This is a genomic window from Pseudomonas onubensis (assembly GCF_965653655.1).
Taxonomy (GTDB): domain Bacteria; phylum Pseudomonadota; class Gammaproteobacteria; order Pseudomonadales; family Pseudomonadaceae; genus Aquipseudomonas.
The window spans coordinates 1-14,927 of sequence record NZ_CBFHAZ010000057.1 but is presented as its reverse complement, the minus strand read 5'-3'; the positions used below and the strand labels follow the sequence as shown (position 1 = coordinate 14,927).

The window sequence follows — 14,927 nt, the reverse complement described above, 5'->3', positions numbered from 1 at the left end:
ATTGCATCCAGTTGTGTCAACAGTAAAGTCCAGAGACAGTCAATCGTCCCTTCGCAGGATTTGTGGGGTGACTTTATATACGGGCTGGCGGGCGGTTGATAGGTAGCCGCCTAAGTATTTTGTAGCGATATTGTTGCAAGGCTGTGAAGGAGTGTTTCCCAGCCTCTGTGCGAACCAGGGGCAGACGCAGAGCGTCCAGGGTGCGGGAACGATCAAATGTGGGAGCGGGCTTGCTCGCGAAGGCGTGCTGCCAGTTGATACATCTTTGACTGATCCACCGCTTTCGCGAGCAAGCCCGCTCCCACAGTAGATCTGCGGCGTTTTTCAGGCAGGTGTAAAAAAGCCCCGGTTGTTGCCAGCCGGGGCTTTTTGCGTTTCAGGCGATTACAGCGCCAGCGTCGGGTAGTCGATGTAACCCACCGGGCCTTTACCGTAGAAGGTTTCCGGGTGCGGTTCGTTCAACGGCGCATCGGCCTTCAAGCGTGCCGGCAGGTCCGGGTTGGCAATGAACGGCACGCCGAAGGCCACCGCGTCTGCCTTGCCGGCAGCCAGCCATGCGTTGGCGCTGTCTTTGGTGAAGCGTTCGTTGGCGATGTACGGGCCGCCGAAGGCTTTTTTCAGCTGTGGGCCGAGGCTGTCGCCGGCTTCTTTTTCGCGCGAGCAGATAAACGCGATACCACGCTTGCCCAGCTCGCTGGCGACGTAGGTGAAGGTTTCCGCCAAGTTGTCGTCGCCCATGTCATGGGAGTCGGCGCGCGGTGCCAGGTGCACACCCACACGGCCAGCGCCCCAGACTTCGATGGCGGCGTCGGTCACTTCCAGCAGCAGGCGTGCACGGTTTTCCAGGGAGCCACCATAGTTGTCGGTGCGCTGGTTGGTGCTGCTTTGCAGGAACTGGTCGAGCAGGTAACCGTTGGCACCGTGAATTTCCACGCCGTCAAAACCTGCGGCCTTGGCGTTCTCGGCACCTACGCGGTAAGCGTCGACGATGTCGGCGATTTCAGCGGTTTCCAGGGCGCGAGGCGTCGGGTAGTCGGCCAGCGGGCGAACCAGGCTGACGTGGCCTTTAGGCTGGATGGCGCTGGGTGCCACCGGTGTTTCGCCGTTCAGGTACGACTCATGGGAGATACGGCCCACGTGCCACAGCTGCAGGAAAATCTTGCCGCCCGCGCCGTGTATCGCCTTGGTGACATTGGCCCAGCCGCGTACCTGGTCGTTGGACCAGATACCCGGAGTGTCCGGGTAGCCAACGCCCAGCGGCGTCACGGAGGTGGCTTCGCTTAAGATCAGCCCGGCGGAAGCGCGTTGAACGTAGTACTCGGCCATCAGCGCATTGGGTACGCGGCCTTCATCGGCGCGGCAGCGGGTCAGCGGCGCCATGATGATGCGGTTGGACAATTGCAGGTCGCCCAGTGTGATCGGATCGAAAATAGTCGTCATGGGAAAACACCCTTCTCTTTAAGTGGATTGATCAGTGGGTCGCAGGGGCCAGGCCGGCATCGCCGCTCTGACGGAAAGTAATCAGGGTCACCAGCAAGGCCAGAATCGCCAGGGCCGCCGCCGCCAAAGGCACGCTGGTCAGGCCGAAACCGTGGGCAATCACGCTGCCGCCGACCCAGGCGCCGAGCGCGTTGCCGATGTTGAAGGCGCCAATATTCAAGGTGGACACCAGGTTGGGTGCGGCCTTGCCGAAGGTCACCACGTTGATCTGCAGCGCCGGGACGGCGGCGAACGAGGCGGTGGCCCACAGGAACAGAGTGATTTCCGTCGGGATCACCGCGACGCTGGTCCAGGTCAACACCGTGGAGACCACTGCCATGCTGATGAACACGCCGATCAGGGTGGCGGCCAGGCGTTTATCCGCCAGCTTGCCGCCGATGATGTTGCCGACAGTAAGGCCCAGGCCGATCAGCAGCAGGGTCCAGGTCACGCCTTTGGGCGACACACCGGTGACATCGCCGAGCAGCGGTGCAACATAAGTAAACAGGGTGAACATCGACGCGGAGAACAATGCAGTCATGCTCAGTGACAACCAGATACCCGCGCCCTTGAGGGCTTTGAGTTCGGCGCGCATGTCGAGTTTTTCTTCGTCACGCTTGGCGGGCAGGAAGCGGATCAGGCCGATCAGCGCGATCACGCCGATCACCGTGACGGCAAAGAACGTCGAGCGCCAGCCAGTGGCCTGGCCCAGCGCGGTGCCCAGCGGTACGCCGAGCACGTTGGCCAGGGTCAAGCCGGTGAACATCAACGCCACGGCCGAAGCGCGTTTGTTGGCCGGCACCAGGTTGGCCGCCACCACCGAGCCGATCCCGAAGAACGCACCGTGGCACAGCGCGGTGACCACACGGGCAAACATCAGCACGTTGTAGTCACTGGCCAGGGCGCAGAGCAGGTTGCCGACAATAAAGATGCCCATCAACGCTACCAGCGCGGCCTTGCGTGGCAGCTTGGCGGTGGCCAGTGCCATGAACGGTGCGCCAATGGCCACGCCCAGGGCGTAGCCGGTGACCAGCCAGCCGGCGCCGGGGATCGACACGCCCAAGTCCGCCGCCACATCGGGCAACAAGCCCATGATGACGAACTCGGTGGTGCCGATGGCGAAGGCGCTGAGGGCCAGTATGAGTAGCGAGAGGGGCATGGGTATTTCCTTGTTACAGCGCTGCGTTTTCGTCAGCGCTGAGTTCGGTGATGAGCGCCGCGAGGAAGGCCTGGATGGTTGCCTCGTTGCGTTTGAAAAAATGCCACTGCCCGGCCTTTTGGCTGCTGATCAACCCGGCGCGTTGCAAGGTGGCCAGGTGCGCCGACACGGTCGACTGCGACAAGCCGCAGCGCTGGTCGATCTGCCCGGCACAGATGCCGTATTCGTGGTTGTGCACCTGCTCGGGGAACTGCACCTTCGGGTCTTTCAGCCAGGTGAGGATGTCTCGTCGTACTGGGTGTGCCAGGGCTTTTATTATTTCGTCGAGGTCGATGGACATGGCGGTTGCTCGGTTTCGGACAGCGTTATATCGCGATGAGGCGAACTTTAAATCGGTCTATCCCGATATACCAATATGATTTTGATCTGAGATCAGTCTATTTCGGTATATCGGGTTATAACGATACGTAAGCGGCAGTGGTAGACTGCGCGGCATGAATTATCTCGCACATCTGCACCTGGGCGGCCAACTTCCTGCTCAATTGCTCGGCAGCCTGTATGGCGACTTTGTAAAAGGCCGCCTGCAAGGCCAATACAGCCCGCAAATCGAGTCGGCGATTCAGTTGCATCGCTCGATTGACCGCTTTACCGACAGCCATTCGTTGGTGAGTGAGGCGTTGTCACGCTTCAGCCTGACCCGCAAGCGCTATGCCGGGATTGTCCTCGATGTGTTTTTCGACCACTGCCTGGCGCGGGATTGGGCGCTGTACGCCGACCAGCCGCTGGAGCGCTTCACCGCGCAGGTGTACCGCGTGCTGGCGGACGAGCCGCAGTTGCCGGGGCGGTTGGCGCAGATTGCACCGTATATGGCGGCGGATGATTGGTTGGGTTCCTACCGCGAGTTTGCGGTGATGGAGCAGGTGTTGCGCGGGATTTCGCGGCGGCTCACCCAGCCTCAGGAGCTGGGGCATGCGATGCAGGAGTTGCGGGAGCTGTATGAGCCGTTGAGTGAGGATTTTCGGTTGTTTTATCCAGAGCTACAGCAGTTTGCCCAAGCCCAACTGATGAGTGAAATCTAAATGTGGGAGCGGGCTTGCTCGCCAAGGCGGTGGGTCAGTCAATTTATCTGTAACTGACACACCGCCTTCGCGAGCAAGCCCGCTCCCACACAAGCCCGCCCGCTTTAAGCCGCAAACGCAGGCCGAGTATCTACCTGCTCAACCTCCGGCACTGGCCCAAACAACGCCTTCTGCACCGCCTGCTGCGCCTGATACGCCAGCGCCGCACGTTCCTGCCCGGCACAGGCAATCGGCTTGAGCACATGAATCTCCACATCGCCCTGATCATTGCTAAACAAACGCATCAGGTGCGAGAGCAAATCATCATCGCCAATAAACGGCGCCAACGCGTCCACTTGCCCATCACGCAAATAACGAATCGCCACCGGTTGCAGCGACACATCTGCGTCAATCGCACTGGCCAGCAAGCGCCCGTGGAAAGTACGCAGGCTGCGCCCGTCGGTGGTGGTGCCTTCGGGAAACATCAGCAGCGGGTGCTGTTGCTCCAGATGCCGGGTCATCTGCTTGCGGATCAACTGGCTGTCGCCTGAGCCACGGCGAATAAACAAGCTGCCGGCCTTGGCCGCCAGCCAGCCAGCCACCGGCCAGGTGCGCACTTCGGCCTTGGACAAGAACGACATCGGCGCCACCGCGCCGAGCAACGGAATGTCGGTCCAGGACACGTGATTGCTCACCCACAGCATCGGCTGCGTCGGCAGCTCACCGTGTACCGTCACGCGAAAGGGCAGGGCGTTGGTCAGTCGCGCCATAAAAAACCGCGACCAACGCTGGCGCCGCACCATCGAGTTGGCAATGCGCAAACGCTCGAACACGCCAAACACACTGGCCATGCTCAACCCCAGCGCCACCACCAGCAGCACGCGGGCAATGCGCCCGTATATGCGCAGGCGGCTCATCACATGGCCGCCTTGAAGTGGCGGGCGTAGCGCGGGCACAACTCATCGCGCTTGAGCAGGATGAAAACGTCGGCCACCTGGAAGTCTTCATCCCAGCACGGCTCGCCGCAGATCTTCGCGCCCAGGCGCATATAGGCCTTGAGCAACGGCGGCATTTCCGCGATGACGTTGGACGGCAGGTCCAGCGCCGGCAGTGGTTTTTTCGGTTCGGCGCGCAGGTGCTCGTTGCACAGGTAACGTTCGCGCAGGCGCTGCATGATCGCGTGGGCCTGGATGCCGCCGTCGTGCATCGGGATGCTCGCGCACCCCATCAAGTAGCTGTAACCGCCCTGGTTGAGCACTTCGGCCAATTCGCCCCACAACACTGCGATGGTGCCGCCGTTGCGGTATGCCGGGTCGACGCAGGTGCGGCCGATCTCCAGGATCGGGCCTTGCAAGTGCAGCAAGCCGTGCAGGCTGAATTCTTCTTCGCTGTAGAACCGGCCCAGGGTGCTGGCGGCCTGGTGGTCGAGCAAACGGGTGGTGGCCACCAGTCGACCGCTGTTCAAATCCCGCACGCCGATGTGGCTGCAGTGAACATCATAGTCATCCATGTCCAGACCCAGTTCCGCGCCTTTCAGCTTGGCGTTGAACTCGCCGCTGAACACGTTGAAACGCAAGGCCTGGGCTTCCTGCAAAGCCTTGGCGCCAACCAGGCGTTCGGCTTGCAGACGGCGTTCATTGCCGGTGTCGCTGATGCGGGCGATCTGAGTCATGGCGAATCTCCGAGTGCCGGCCACGTACCGGCCGGTCGACTTGTTTGTCCAAACTCAGGCTATGTAGGCTCGGTGTCAGCTCCATGAAGTTATGGTGACGCTTGGATGACAGGCCTTCCTGTCGCAAATCTGTCATGCACCTGGGCTAGGCTCGCGGGCTTGAAAGCCCCCTTGAGTTTGCGTCTATGGTCCGAGGCCTGTTGTGCGTTGCCCTGCTGTTAGTCACTGCTGCCGCCCATGCCGACATCTGGCCGGACAAGGAATGGGCCAAGGGCGCGCCGCTCGAAGGCCCCGCGGTCGATGCGCTGAATGCCTACGCTTTCCCCCCACGTGACGACGCCACCCGCAAAGGCATCCGCACCGACGCGCTGCTGGTGATCCGCGATGGCGTGATCGTTTACGAGCGCTACGGCGCGCCCACCACCGCCAGCACGCCACACCTGACCTGGTCGGTGAGTAAAAGCCTGATGGCCACCGTGCTCGGCGTGGCCTACGGCGAAAACCGCTTCAAACTGAATGACCCGGCGGCGCGTTTTTACCCGCCGATGAAGCGACACCCCAACGTGAGCATGGCCGACCTGCTGCACTGGGGCTCGGGCCTGGACTGGCAGGAAGATTACGAATACGCGCCACTCAATTCCTCGGTGGTGGCGATGCTCTACACCCGTGGCCGCAGCGACATGGCCGAGTTTGCCGCTGATACCAAGGCCGCCGCCGCACCGGGCCAGGCCTTTCGTTATTCCAGTGGCGACAGCAATATCCTGTCCGCCGCCCTTAAAGGCATGCTCGGTCACAAGGCCTATATGAGCTACCCGTGGGACGCGCTGTTCAAGCCGCTGGGCATTCACAACGCCACGTGGGAAACCGATGCCGACGAAACCTTCGTCGCCTCGTCCTATGCCTACCTCACTGCCCGCGATTTAGCGCGAGTCGGCCTGCTGATGGCACGCGACGGTCGTTGGGGGGAACAGCAACTACTGCCTAAAGAGTGGGTGGCGTTCAACCGCCAGCCGTTCGACAAATACCAGGCTGGCCAGGACGAAGCCGTCCCCGGCGGGCAATGGTGGCTCAACCTCGACGTACAAGGCGCCCCAAGACCCTGGCCCGATGCGCCTGCCGACACCTTCGCCGCCCTCGGCCACTGGGGCCAGGCACTGTTCGTGCTGCCCGACGAGCACCTGGTGATCGTGCGCTACGGCGATGACCGCGACGGCACTTACCGCCACAACGAACTGCTCAAACGCGTGCTGGCGGCGGTGCAACCATGATCCGTCGGCATCCGTTTATCAGTGTTTTTTTACTGTTACTGCTCGCCCTGCTGGGCTGGGTGTGGCATGAGCGCGTCAACCTGCAAGCCTTCCCCGACATCATCGCGGCCTACACGGCCAAGGAGTATTGCTCGTGCCGGTATGTGGAAAACAACCCGGCGGAGTATTGCCTGGGGTATGTGAAGCAGTATGTGCCGACCAGCGCGTTCACTGACTCGCCGGAACGCAGTGAAGTCACGGCGAGTGGGTTGGGGCGCACGCACACGGCGCGGTGGTTGGGTGATCGCCAAGGCTGCCGCCTCAACCCCTGACACACCGAAGATTTTTCGGTGGGAGCTGGCCTGCGATGACGGCGGCACGGGCGACAGTGATATTGACTGACCTGCCGCTATCGCGGGCAAGCCAGCTCCCACATTGGATTTGTGCTGATCATTGGAATTTATAGAGATACAGACAGGCGCCCGATGCACTGCACCGGGCGCGAACGACTTACTGCGGGGTTGGGCTGCCAGGCTGCAATGCCAGCAGCAGGTCATCAATGATCGCTTTACCCATTTCACCCAGGTAATGCGAGGCGAATGCAAACTTCTCCGCCTTGGGGTCCATGGCGGCTTCAAGGGAGAGCATTTTTGCGTAATAGAGCACGTGGGATGCGTGTTCGAGGGCTTCTACGAGCGGAACTCCGGCGTTGACGCGGAACAGTTTCAGGTGGCTTTTGTTTTCTCCGCAGTCTGCGAAGGTGGCGGCGCCGATGGTTTCGGCTGAGGGTATTTCGTACGGCATATGCTTGCTCCTTTGGTATAACCTAAAAGAGCTTCTTTTCTCGGGATTCCACGCCCGGCCGCTGATGAGCAGCGACGGGAAGAAGATTAACCCGATGGCTTATGGGCCTCAATCCGCGAAGTACGTAGGACTCATCTGATTGAAATGAAGGCCATTGAATCCGTTGCTTTATTACGCAACCCGCCAGTGTTTTAAAGTAACTTTATGTTGCATGATTTCACCCTTGGTCGGCGTGGCCGCACGCTATAGAGCGCGCAGCGCTCGACTCCTCGGTGTTTGGGTAGGGTGACTTTCAGTACAAAAAAACGTGCTTGTGCAAGTGTTGCAGAAGGAGTAGATGCCTGCGTTATATAGTAATCTGACGGCGGTCAGAGGACTTTGAGGTCAGCAAAAGGTATTAAAGAAAGGATTTGACACTCGCGCATACAGGGGAAGGGTTGATAGATATGGAGAAGAGTTATTTTTTTAAAAATTTGGCCATTGGGTTGGTTATGTTTTTCATCTGTGCGTTTATTTCCAGAGCAGACGATAATGCTGTGGTTGTTTTTATAGTCGCAGGCGCAAATGCACTATTGTTTCCCTTTGCAAAGCGCGCAGTAGAAAATGTAGTTTTTCGTTATATTCGCAAGGATTTTTGGAGTTTGGGACCAGTATTGACGGGGGCGGCAAATGGTGGTTATACACTGGTATATGGATTTTATTTTGCATTTGCGATTCCCATTGGTTTGCTTTTTTTAATAAGCTTGTACGTTAAAAAAAAGGCCGCCATGTAGGCGGCCCAACGTTATAGTTGCATGATGAAATCGTTCAGGCTTTCTACGCTTGCGTCATTAATTAATACACCGGTTGCAGCGATCAGCAAAGCAAATGCCAGTATGCCTAGCGGAGTGACTGCGATGAATCCAAACATAGCGCTAACCAATGCTGTTGCTGAAATGCCAAGAGCAATCGCTTCGACCTTTACAAAAAAAGGTTTCCAGTTATCTGTTTTGCTGGCTTTTTTAAATTCAATATAAGCATCTTTAAAGTCTATCGCGTACCCAGCATATCCAAAACCTTTGCTGAACTTAGCTGAAGCCTTGCCGATAGCCTCAAAGTCCATTGAGTCTATGTATTTTGCTGCTGCGGCTCTGTCCTTGGAGCTGAATTTTTTATCCAGAGCATCTTTGTACTTGTCGAAAGCATTAAAAGCTTCATCTGCACTACGGATCTTGTTACCTTTCGCGCTTTCTGCTAACTCAACTGCGAGCTTTGATGCTTTATCGCCGAATTTTCTAGCCACTTCGCCACTAAAGGCAATAGTAAATTTTATGGCGTCATCTACGTTAGCAAGCTTTGTAGCTGCTTCTGCGTTAATGCGTGCATCTTCAGCTTGCGATCTCGACCACGCTTTTTGCTTGTTCGCCAGTTCAGCTAAATCATTAAGCCGTTTGATCTCATAAGCCGCCTTAAGCGAGTTTTGCCAATCTTCAAAGCTTTTTTTGGAGTCGGCGATACGGTAGGCCAATCGCGCGGCAGCTTCTGTAATAAACGCATTGATGGGCTGATCGAAAAAATCACGTTTATAAAAACTGTTTGCTACTGCTTGAAGTGAAATGGTCTCCAGAGCTGTTTGTGAAATAATCGTGTCCATAGACCCGATTTCACTCCACAGGTTAGCGACACGGTCGTCTGCTTTTACATCACTCTTGAGCTTGTCTTCTTCAATTTTTCTTTGAATTTCCTCCGGTATCAATTGACGTTTAGCTGCATAATCAGCTTCTTGCGCCGCGACCGCGTTATTGATCGGTACTTTGTAGTTTTCACTGACTTCTTTGCGGGCATTCGCCGCGACCTTTCTTCCTATGGTGCTGTTACCAAAATCATCACCGTAGCCACCGCCGCCCACGGGGCCAGTGCCAAAGACCGTTGGTTCATAAGCTCTGATTTCAGTCAGACCGAGATGGATCGTAATACGATCGCTCATAGCGACGCTCCTTTTTTCATATTTGTCGGAATGGTGTTTTGTCGCCTGAGCACCGTATCTGCAGGCCGTCGGTTCGCCCTGGACAAGCTGTTTATTAAAGCGCCTGAACTGTCAGGAGAGGTCCTCGCCATAACGATGTAATCGTTTTTTGAAGTGTTCATTGTTTATATCCTTATATTAGACGCGGCGTGTGTTTGTCTTTTTATCTGAATTGGTTTTTGTTTTTATGTTTTGTGAAGAGTTGCGTTTTTGGTTTTGGTTGGTTTGTGGAGGGCGTGTGATTAAGAACTGTAAGTGTGTTTGGTTTTTTTAAACAATAAACATTATGCTTGGGTGTATATCTTGTTACATAAATTAATGTTTAATTAGAAACTGTTATTTCCTGGCTGCCAGTAGGATTGGGCATTCGCAATATCTGTTGAGTTAACAGCGTTAGCTTCCGTTTTGACTACGCAGCAGTCACCGGCTTTTAGGGGCGCTGCGCACCCCAGCGCAAGCAAGCTTGCTCGCCACAGGGTTATTAGGTGTCAGCCTCAGGTTCCACCCAGTGGAACCACCTTTGATTGTCCTCCCGCGCACATCGCGCTTAGCTGTCGATGTGTCGCCAACAAGAACGGGACCACCCGCCTGTGAGGAGAATCACCATGCGCCCACACCAGCACATTCTGGATTGGCTCAGCGACGTCGCCAGCGACTTGCACGCTGTGCGCCACGATATCCACGCTCACCCAGAACTCGGCTTTGAAGAGAACCGCACCAGCGCGCTCGTTGCGCAATCCTTGAGGGATTGGGGCTACGAGGTGCACACCGGCATCGGCAAAACCGGTGTGGTCGGCGTGCTGCGCAATGGCAGTAGCTCGCGCACGCTGGGGATTCGCGCCGACATGGACGCCTTGCCCATCATCGAAAATACCGGCGCGGCCTACACCAGCCAGCACGCTGGCTGCATGCACGCCTGCGGGCATGACGGCCACACCACCATGTTGCTCGGCGCCGCGCGTTACTTGGCGGCGACGCGCCAATTCGACGGCACCTTGAATCTGATTTTTCAACCCGCCGAAGAAGGCCAGGGCGGCGCCGAGGCGATGCTGGCCGATGGATTGCTGGAGCGCTTTCCGTGTGATGGCCTGTTCGGCATGCACAATATGCCGGGCTTGCCGGCTGGGCATTTGGGCCTGCGCGTCGGGCCGATGATGGCCTCGCAAGACTTGCTCACGGTGACGCTGGAAGGCGTCGGCGGCCACGGCTCCATGCCGCATCTGACGGTGGACCCGCTGGTGGCGGCGGCGAGTATGGTCATGGCCTTGCAGACGGTGGTGGCGCGTAATATCGACACCCAGGAAGCGGCCGTGGTCACGGTCGGTGCACTGCAAGCGGGGCAGGCCGCCAACGTGATTCCTCAGCAAGCGCTGTTGCGCCTGAGCCTGCGTGCACTGAATCCCAAGGTGCGCGAGCAGATGCTCGAACGGGTCAACGCGATCATCCAGGCCCAGGCCGCGAGCTTCGGCTGCACGGTGCAGGTCGAACACCGCCCGGCTTACCCGGTGCTGGTCAACCACGCCGAAGAAACCGAGTTTGCTCGCCAGGTCGGCGTGGCCTTGCTCGGCGCCGACGCGGTAGACGGCAACACCCGCACCTTGATGGGCAGTGAAGACTTTGCCTGGATGCTGCAACGCTGCCCCGGCAGTTACCTGTTTATCGGCAACGGCGTGTCGCGGCCGATGGTGCACAACCCCGCCTATGACTTTAACGACGACATCCTGCTGACCGGCGCCGCCTACTGGGGCGCGCTGGCCGAGAGCTGGCTCAAGCCTGCCTGACGACCTTCCTTTTTTCTGCCGCTGAACCCTTGCCCTTATCGGTTGAATGGAGTGTTCCTCATGCAGACTTCAAACACAGGCGTTTCCCGCACCCGCCAGGTGGTGGCGGCCGTGATCGGCAATGCGTTGGAATGGTATGACTTTATTGTTTATGGCTTTCTGGCCAGCATCATTGCCCGGCAGTTCTTTCCGTCGCAGGATGAATACGCCTCGCTGCTGATGGCCCTGGCCACCTTCGGCGTGGGTTTTTTCATGCGCCCGGTGGGCGGCATCCTGCTGGGCATCTATGCCGACCGCAAAGGCCGCAAAGCCGCGATGCAGTTGATTATCCGGCTGATGACCGTGTCTATCGCATTGATCGCCTTCGCGCCCAATTACGCCGCCATCGGCATGGGCGCACCGTTGCTGATTGTGGTGGCGCGCATGCTCCAGGGCTTTGCCACCGGCGGTGAATACGCGAGTGCCACGGCGTTTCTGGTGGAAAGCGCGCCGGCCCATCGCAAGGGCTTGTATGGCTCCTGGCAGCTGGTGGGGCAATGCCTGGCGGTGTTTGGCGGCGCGGCGATGGTGGCGCTGGTGACGCACTTCTTTTCGCCGCAAACCCTCGACCTGTGGGGCTGGCGCGTGCCGTTTGTGCTGGGCTTGCTGATCGGCCCGGTGGGCTTGTGGATTCGCCGGCACCTGGAAGACCCCGAAGAGTTTATCCAGGCACGCAAACAGGCCACCGGCCCGGCGCCGAGCCTGATGGACGTGCTGCGTGAGCATCGGCGCAGCATCCTCGTCTCCATGGGCTTGGCCTGTGGCGCGACAGTGTCGTTCTATGTGGTGCTGGTGAATATGCCGACCTTCGCGCACAAGAGCCTCGGTTTGCCGCTGGACCAGGTGCTGATGGTGCAGATGTTCGCGGTGGCGCTGATGACCGTGGTGATTCCGCTGTCCGGCATGCTCTCGGACCGTATGGGGCGGCGGCCGGTGTTGATGGCCTTCACCCTGGCGTTTTTCGTGATGGTTTACCCGTTGTATGTGTGGGTGGCCGCCGCGCCGTCCATCGAGCGTTTGCTGGTGATGCAAGTGCTGCTGTGCACGGCCATCGGCGGGTTTTTCGGCCCAGCACCGACGGCGCTGGCCGAGCAGTTTCCGATTGAGGTGAGGTCGACCGGTGTGTCGGTGGCCTATAACGTCGCCGTCATGGTGTTCGGCGGTTTCGCACCGTTGATCGTGACCTGGCTGACTAAAGTGCTCGGCACGCCAGTGGCGCCGTCGTTTTATGTACTGTTCGCTTGCGTGCTGACGTTGATGGGCACTTACTGCATGCACGAAGCCCCACGGGCGAAAAAACCGCTGCCCTTTTCCAATGAGGTGAAACCTTGAGCCGTGTTGATTGGGATGCCACGCAGCTGTCGCAAGCGATCCATGCGCGGCAGGTGTCGTGTGAAGAGGTGATGGGTGACTACCTGGCGCAGATCCAGCGTTTTAACCCAAGTGTGAATGCGCTGGTGTCGCTGCGTGATGCCGATGAAGTGCTGGCCGAAGCGCGCGCTTGTGATCGCGAACTGGACCAGGGCAAGTCCCGTGGCTGGATGCACGGCATGCCCCAGGCGATCAAGGATTTGGCAGCCACCAACGGTTTGCGCACCACGCTCGGCTCGCCGTTGTTCGCCGAGCATGTGCCCACTGAAGATGCGATCAGCGTGGCGCGGGTGCGGGCCAGTGGCGCAATTATCATCGGCAAGACCAACGTGCCGGAGTTCGGCCTCGGCTCGCAGACCTACAACACGCTGTTCGGCACCACCGGCAATGCCTATGACCCAAGCCGGGTGGCCGGCGGCAGCAGCGGCGGGGCGGCGGTGGCGCTGGCGTTGCGCATGCTGCCGGTGGCCGATGGCAGCGACATGATGGGCTCGCTGCGCAACCCGGCGGCGTTCAATAACGTGTTTGGTTTGCGCCCTTCACAGGGGCGTGTACCCCACGGGCCGGCGCCGGAATTGTTTGTGCAGCAACTGGGCACCGAAGGCCCAATGGGCCGCAGCGTCACGGATGTGGCGAAGTTATTGAGCATTCAGGCCGGTTACGACCCGCGGGTGCCGCTGTCATCCAGGGACGATCCGTCGGTGTTCGGCCAGCCGTTGCAGCGCGACTTCAAAGGCGCCCGCCTGGGCTGGCTGGGTGATTACAACGGCTACTTGCCGATGGACGAGGGTGTGATGAGCCTGTGCGAATCGGCCCTTGGCGATTTCGCCGCATTGGGCTGCGAGGTGGAAAGCTGCCAGCCGGCATTTTCCCTGGCGCGCCTGTGGCGCTGCTGGCTGGTGCATCGCCACTGGCTGGTGCACGGCAACCTCGGCGCGGCCTATGCCAACCCGCAAAAACGCGCGTTGCTCAAGCCTGAGGCGCAATGGGAAGTGGAGGGCGGCCTGGGCTTGAGTGCGCAGCAGGTGTATCAAGCGTCGGTGGACCGCAGCGAGTGGTATCGCGCCCTGGCCAAACTGTTTGAACGTTACGATTTCCTGTTGTTGCCCACCGCCCAAGTGTTCCCTTTTGATGCACAACAAGCGTGGCCGCGCCGTGTGGGTGGGCGCGAAATGGACACTTATCACCGCTGGATGGAGGTGGTGATCGGCCCTACATTGGCCGGTTTGCCGAGCATGAATATTCCGGTGGGCTTCAATCCTCAAGGCTTGCCCATGGGCCTGCAGATTATCGGCCCGGCCCAGGCGGACCGGGCAGTGCTGCAATTGGCTTATGCCCATGAACAGCTGACGCAATGGGTACAACGCCGCCCGCCTGCGTGCCTTGAATCGATGAGTTGACCTGCGATCGGGCCTGTATCTTGCTGTGACAAATGATCATCCACCGGCAACAGGGAGATCGAACATGGAGACAGGCACGGTACGGTCGGTTGAGCGCGCACTCGCCATCGTCGAACTGCTCGGCGAACACCAGGCCTTGGGGTTGGAGGAGTTGCACTACCTCACACGCTTGCCCAAGGCTACGGTGTCGCGCATGTTGCTGACCTTGCAGGAACAGGGCTGGGTCTATCGCGGCCTCAGCGACCGCCGTTACCGCCTGCGCGCTCAACGGTTGTTCGGCGACACCCAGCAACGTTTCAAGCGCCAAGTGGTGGAAAGCGCCGCGCCCTGGCTGCTGGAACTCAGCGAGCGCACTGGGCTGGTGGTGGATCTGTCCTGCTTTGATGGCGAGCGCCTGGAAGTCATGGAAAGTGCGATCCCCAGTGTGTTGCGCAAGTTGTACCCCAATAACTGCCAGATCGTCGGCCAGCACGCCAGCCTGTTTCATTCGGCGATGGGCAAGGCGTGCCTGACGCAATTGCCGGTTGAGGAGGTGCAGCGTCTGGCGGGCCGCGATCATGTGGCGGCGGACGAGCAAGTGCATACCTGCGAGCAAACCCAGCACCAGGGGTTTGGCCAGCGTACTGAAGGTTATTGGGAATACCCGGTGCGCCTGCCGTTTCTGATTCGCGCGGTGGCCTTGCCGGTGCAGGCCAATGGGCGGCTGGTGGGCAGCATGGCGCTGCACTGGCCGATGCATCAGGCGCCGGTGGAGCGCGTATTGAACCTGCACATGGCCAGCCTCGAAGCGACGGTGCGCGATGTGCAGCGGGCGTTGATCTGACAAGCACAGCTGAACCTATGTGGGAGCGGGCTTGCTCGCGAATGCGGTGTGTCAGTTACAGATGAATTGACTGACCCACCGCATTCGCG

General features: G+C 59.1%; 15 protein-coding genes. 8 read left to right on the top strand and 7 right to left on the bottom strand.

Annotated features, from left to right (window positions below; all coding sequences use genetic code 11):
* Window positions 1-384: 384 nt before the first annotated feature.
* The 3 genes from ACTD9P_RS18260 to ACTD9P_RS18250 are packed head-to-tail and all read right to left on the bottom strand — an operon-like array spanning window position 385 to window position 2,978.
* Complete coding sequence (locus tag ACTD9P_RS18260; protein ID WP_438868798.1) at window positions 385-1,440, bottom strand: alkene reductase; 1,056 nt, start codon at window positions 1,438-1,440, stop codon at window positions 385-387.
* 31 nt (window positions 1,441-1,471) lie between these two features.
* On the bottom strand, window positions 1,472-2,638 hold the full coding sequence (locus ACTD9P_RS18255; protein WP_438868797.1) for an MFS transporter: 1,167 nt from the start codon (window positions 2,636-2,638) through the stop codon (window positions 1,472-1,474).
* A gap of 13 nt (window positions 2,639-2,651) precedes the next feature.
* A complete protein-coding gene (locus ACTD9P_RS18250; RefSeq protein WP_017137252.1) occupies window positions 2,652-2,978 on the bottom strand; it encodes an ArsR/SmtB family transcription factor in 327 nt (108 codons plus the stop codon).
* 154 nt (window positions 2,979-3,132) lie between these two features.
* Between ACTD9P_RS18250 and ACTD9P_RS18245 the strand changes: the two genes are divergently transcribed.
* The gene (locus tag ACTD9P_RS18245; RefSeq protein WP_438868796.1) at window positions 3,133-3,717 is read left to right on the top strand and encodes an acyl carrier protein phosphodiesterase; all 585 of its coding nucleotides are present in this window, start codon (window positions 3,133-3,135) and stop codon (window positions 3,715-3,717) included.
* A gap of 104 nt (window positions 3,718-3,821) precedes the next feature.
* Here ACTD9P_RS18245 and ACTD9P_RS18240 read toward each other — a convergent pair whose 3' ends face one another.
* On the bottom strand, window positions 3,822-4,613 hold the full coding sequence (locus ACTD9P_RS18240; RefSeq protein WP_438868795.1) for a lysophospholipid acyltransferase family protein: 792 nt from the start codon (window positions 4,611-4,613) through the stop codon (window positions 3,822-3,824).
* Complete coding sequence (gene olsB, locus ACTD9P_RS18235; RefSeq protein WP_034118547.1) at window positions 4,613-5,368, bottom strand: L-ornithine N(alpha)-acyltransferase; 756 nt, start codon at window positions 5,366-5,368, stop codon at window positions 4,613-4,615. Before olsB ends, ACTD9P_RS18240 begins: the two co-directional genes overlap by 1 nt.
* 185 nt (window positions 5,369-5,553) lie before the next feature.
* Between olsB and ACTD9P_RS18230 the strand changes: the two genes are divergently transcribed.
* On the top strand, window positions 5,554-6,636 hold the full coding sequence (locus ACTD9P_RS18230) for a serine hydrolase domain-containing protein (protein WP_438868794.1): 1,083 nt from the start codon (window positions 5,554-5,556) through the stop codon (window positions 6,634-6,636).
* Complete coding sequence (locus ACTD9P_RS18225; protein ID WP_056857440.1) at window positions 6,633-6,947, top strand: hypothetical protein; 315 nt, start codon at window positions 6,633-6,635, stop codon at window positions 6,945-6,947. Before ACTD9P_RS18230 ends, ACTD9P_RS18225 begins: the two co-directional genes overlap by 4 nt.
* A gap of 178 nt (window positions 6,948-7,125) precedes the next feature.
* Here ACTD9P_RS18225 and ACTD9P_RS18220 read toward each other — a convergent pair whose 3' ends face one another.
* Window positions 7,126-7,419, bottom strand: coding sequence for a DUF3077 domain-containing protein (locus tag ACTD9P_RS18220; RefSeq protein WP_099548603.1), 294 nt, complete (start codon window positions 7,417-7,419; stop codon window positions 7,126-7,128).
* Window positions 7,420-7,865: 446 nt separating this feature from the next.
* Between ACTD9P_RS18220 and ACTD9P_RS18215 the strand changes: the two genes are divergently transcribed.
* Window positions 7,866-8,192 (top strand): colicin E1 family microcin immunity protein, encoded by a 327-nt coding sequence (locus ACTD9P_RS18215; RefSeq protein WP_438868793.1) that lies wholly within the window; start codon window positions 7,866-7,868, stop codon window positions 8,190-8,192.
* An 11-nt stretch (window positions 8,193-8,203) separates the two neighbouring features.
* Here ACTD9P_RS18215 and ACTD9P_RS18210 read toward each other — a convergent pair whose 3' ends face one another.
* Window positions 8,204-9,385 (bottom strand): colicin-like pore-forming protein, encoded by a 1,182-nt coding sequence (locus ACTD9P_RS18210; protein WP_438868792.1) that lies wholly within the window; start codon window positions 9,383-9,385, stop codon window positions 8,204-8,206.
* Window positions 9,386-10,029: 644 nt separating this feature from the next.
* Here ACTD9P_RS18210 and ACTD9P_RS18205 point away from each other — a divergent pair.
* The 4 genes from ACTD9P_RS18205 to ACTD9P_RS18190 all read left to right on the top strand — a co-directional run bounded on the left by ACTD9P_RS18205 (window position 10,030) and on the right by ACTD9P_RS18190 (window position 14,838).
* Window positions 10,030-11,205: a M20 aminoacylase family protein gene (locus ACTD9P_RS18205; protein ID WP_438868791.1), complete on the top strand. Its 1,176-nt coding sequence runs from the start codon at window positions 10,030-10,032 to the stop codon at window positions 11,203-11,205.
* A 60-nt stretch (window positions 11,206-11,265) separates the two neighbouring features.
* A complete protein-coding gene (locus ACTD9P_RS18200) occupies window positions 11,266-12,576 on the top strand; it encodes a citrate-proton symporter (protein WP_438868790.1) in 1,311 nt (436 codons plus the stop codon).
* Entirely contained in the window at window positions 12,573-14,015 is a 1,443-nt protein-coding gene (locus ACTD9P_RS18195) for an amidase (RefSeq protein WP_438868789.1), read from the top strand. Before ACTD9P_RS18200 ends, ACTD9P_RS18195 begins: the two co-directional genes overlap by 4 nt.
* A 64-nt stretch (window positions 14,016-14,079) precedes the next feature.
* Window positions 14,080-14,838, top strand: coding sequence for an IclR family transcriptional regulator (locus ACTD9P_RS18190; RefSeq protein WP_017137263.1), 759 nt, complete (start codon window positions 14,080-14,082; stop codon window positions 14,836-14,838).
* The last annotated feature ends 89 nt before the right edge of the window (window positions 14,839-14,927 follow it).

Coding starts and splice junctions, on each gene's coding strand:
- ACTD9P_RS18260 (WP_438868798.1), bottom strand. CDS start 1,440: ATGACGACTATTTTCGATCCGATCACACTGGGCGACCTGCAATTGTCC.
- ACTD9P_RS18255 (WP_438868797.1), bottom strand. CDS start 2,638: ATGCCCCTCTCGCTACTCATACTGGCCCTCAGCGCCTTCGCCATCGGC.
- ACTD9P_RS18250 (WP_017137252.1), bottom strand. CDS start 2,978: ATGTCCATCGACCTCGACGAAATAATAAAAGCCCTGGCACACCCAGTA.
- ACTD9P_RS18245 (WP_438868796.1), top strand. CDS start 3,133: ATGAATTATCTCGCACATCTGCACCTGGGCGGCCAACTTCCTGCTCAA.
- ACTD9P_RS18240 (WP_438868795.1), bottom strand. CDS start 4,613: ATGAGCCGCCTGCGCATATACGGGCGCATTGCCCGCGTGCTGCTGGTG.
- olsB (WP_034118547.1), bottom strand. CDS start 5,368: ATGACTCAGATCGCCCGCATCAGCGACACCGGCAATGAACGCCGTCTG.
- ACTD9P_RS18230 (WP_438868794.1), top strand. CDS start 5,554: ATGGTCCGAGGCCTGTTGTGCGTTGCCCTGCTGTTAGTCACTGCTGCC.
- ACTD9P_RS18225 (WP_056857440.1), top strand. CDS start 6,633: ATGATCCGTCGGCATCCGTTTATCAGTGTTTTTTTACTGTTACTGCTC.
- ACTD9P_RS18220 (WP_099548603.1), bottom strand. CDS start 7,419: ATGCCGTACGAAATACCCTCAGCCGAAACCATCGGCGCCGCCACCTTC.
- ACTD9P_RS18215 (WP_438868793.1), top strand. CDS start 7,866: ATGGAGAAGAGTTATTTTTTTAAAAATTTGGCCATTGGGTTGGTTATG.
- ACTD9P_RS18210 (WP_438868792.1), bottom strand. CDS start 9,385: ATGAGCGATCGTATTACGATCCATCTCGGTCTGACTGAAATCAGAGCT.
- ACTD9P_RS18205 (WP_438868791.1), top strand. CDS start 10,030: ATGCGCCCACACCAGCACATTCTGGATTGGCTCAGCGACGTCGCCAGC.
- ACTD9P_RS18200 (WP_438868790.1), top strand. CDS start 11,266: ATGCAGACTTCAAACACAGGCGTTTCCCGCACCCGCCAGGTGGTGGCG.
- ACTD9P_RS18190 (WP_017137263.1), top strand. CDS start 14,080: ATGGAGACAGGCACGGTACGGTCGGTTGAGCGCGCACTCGCCATCGTC.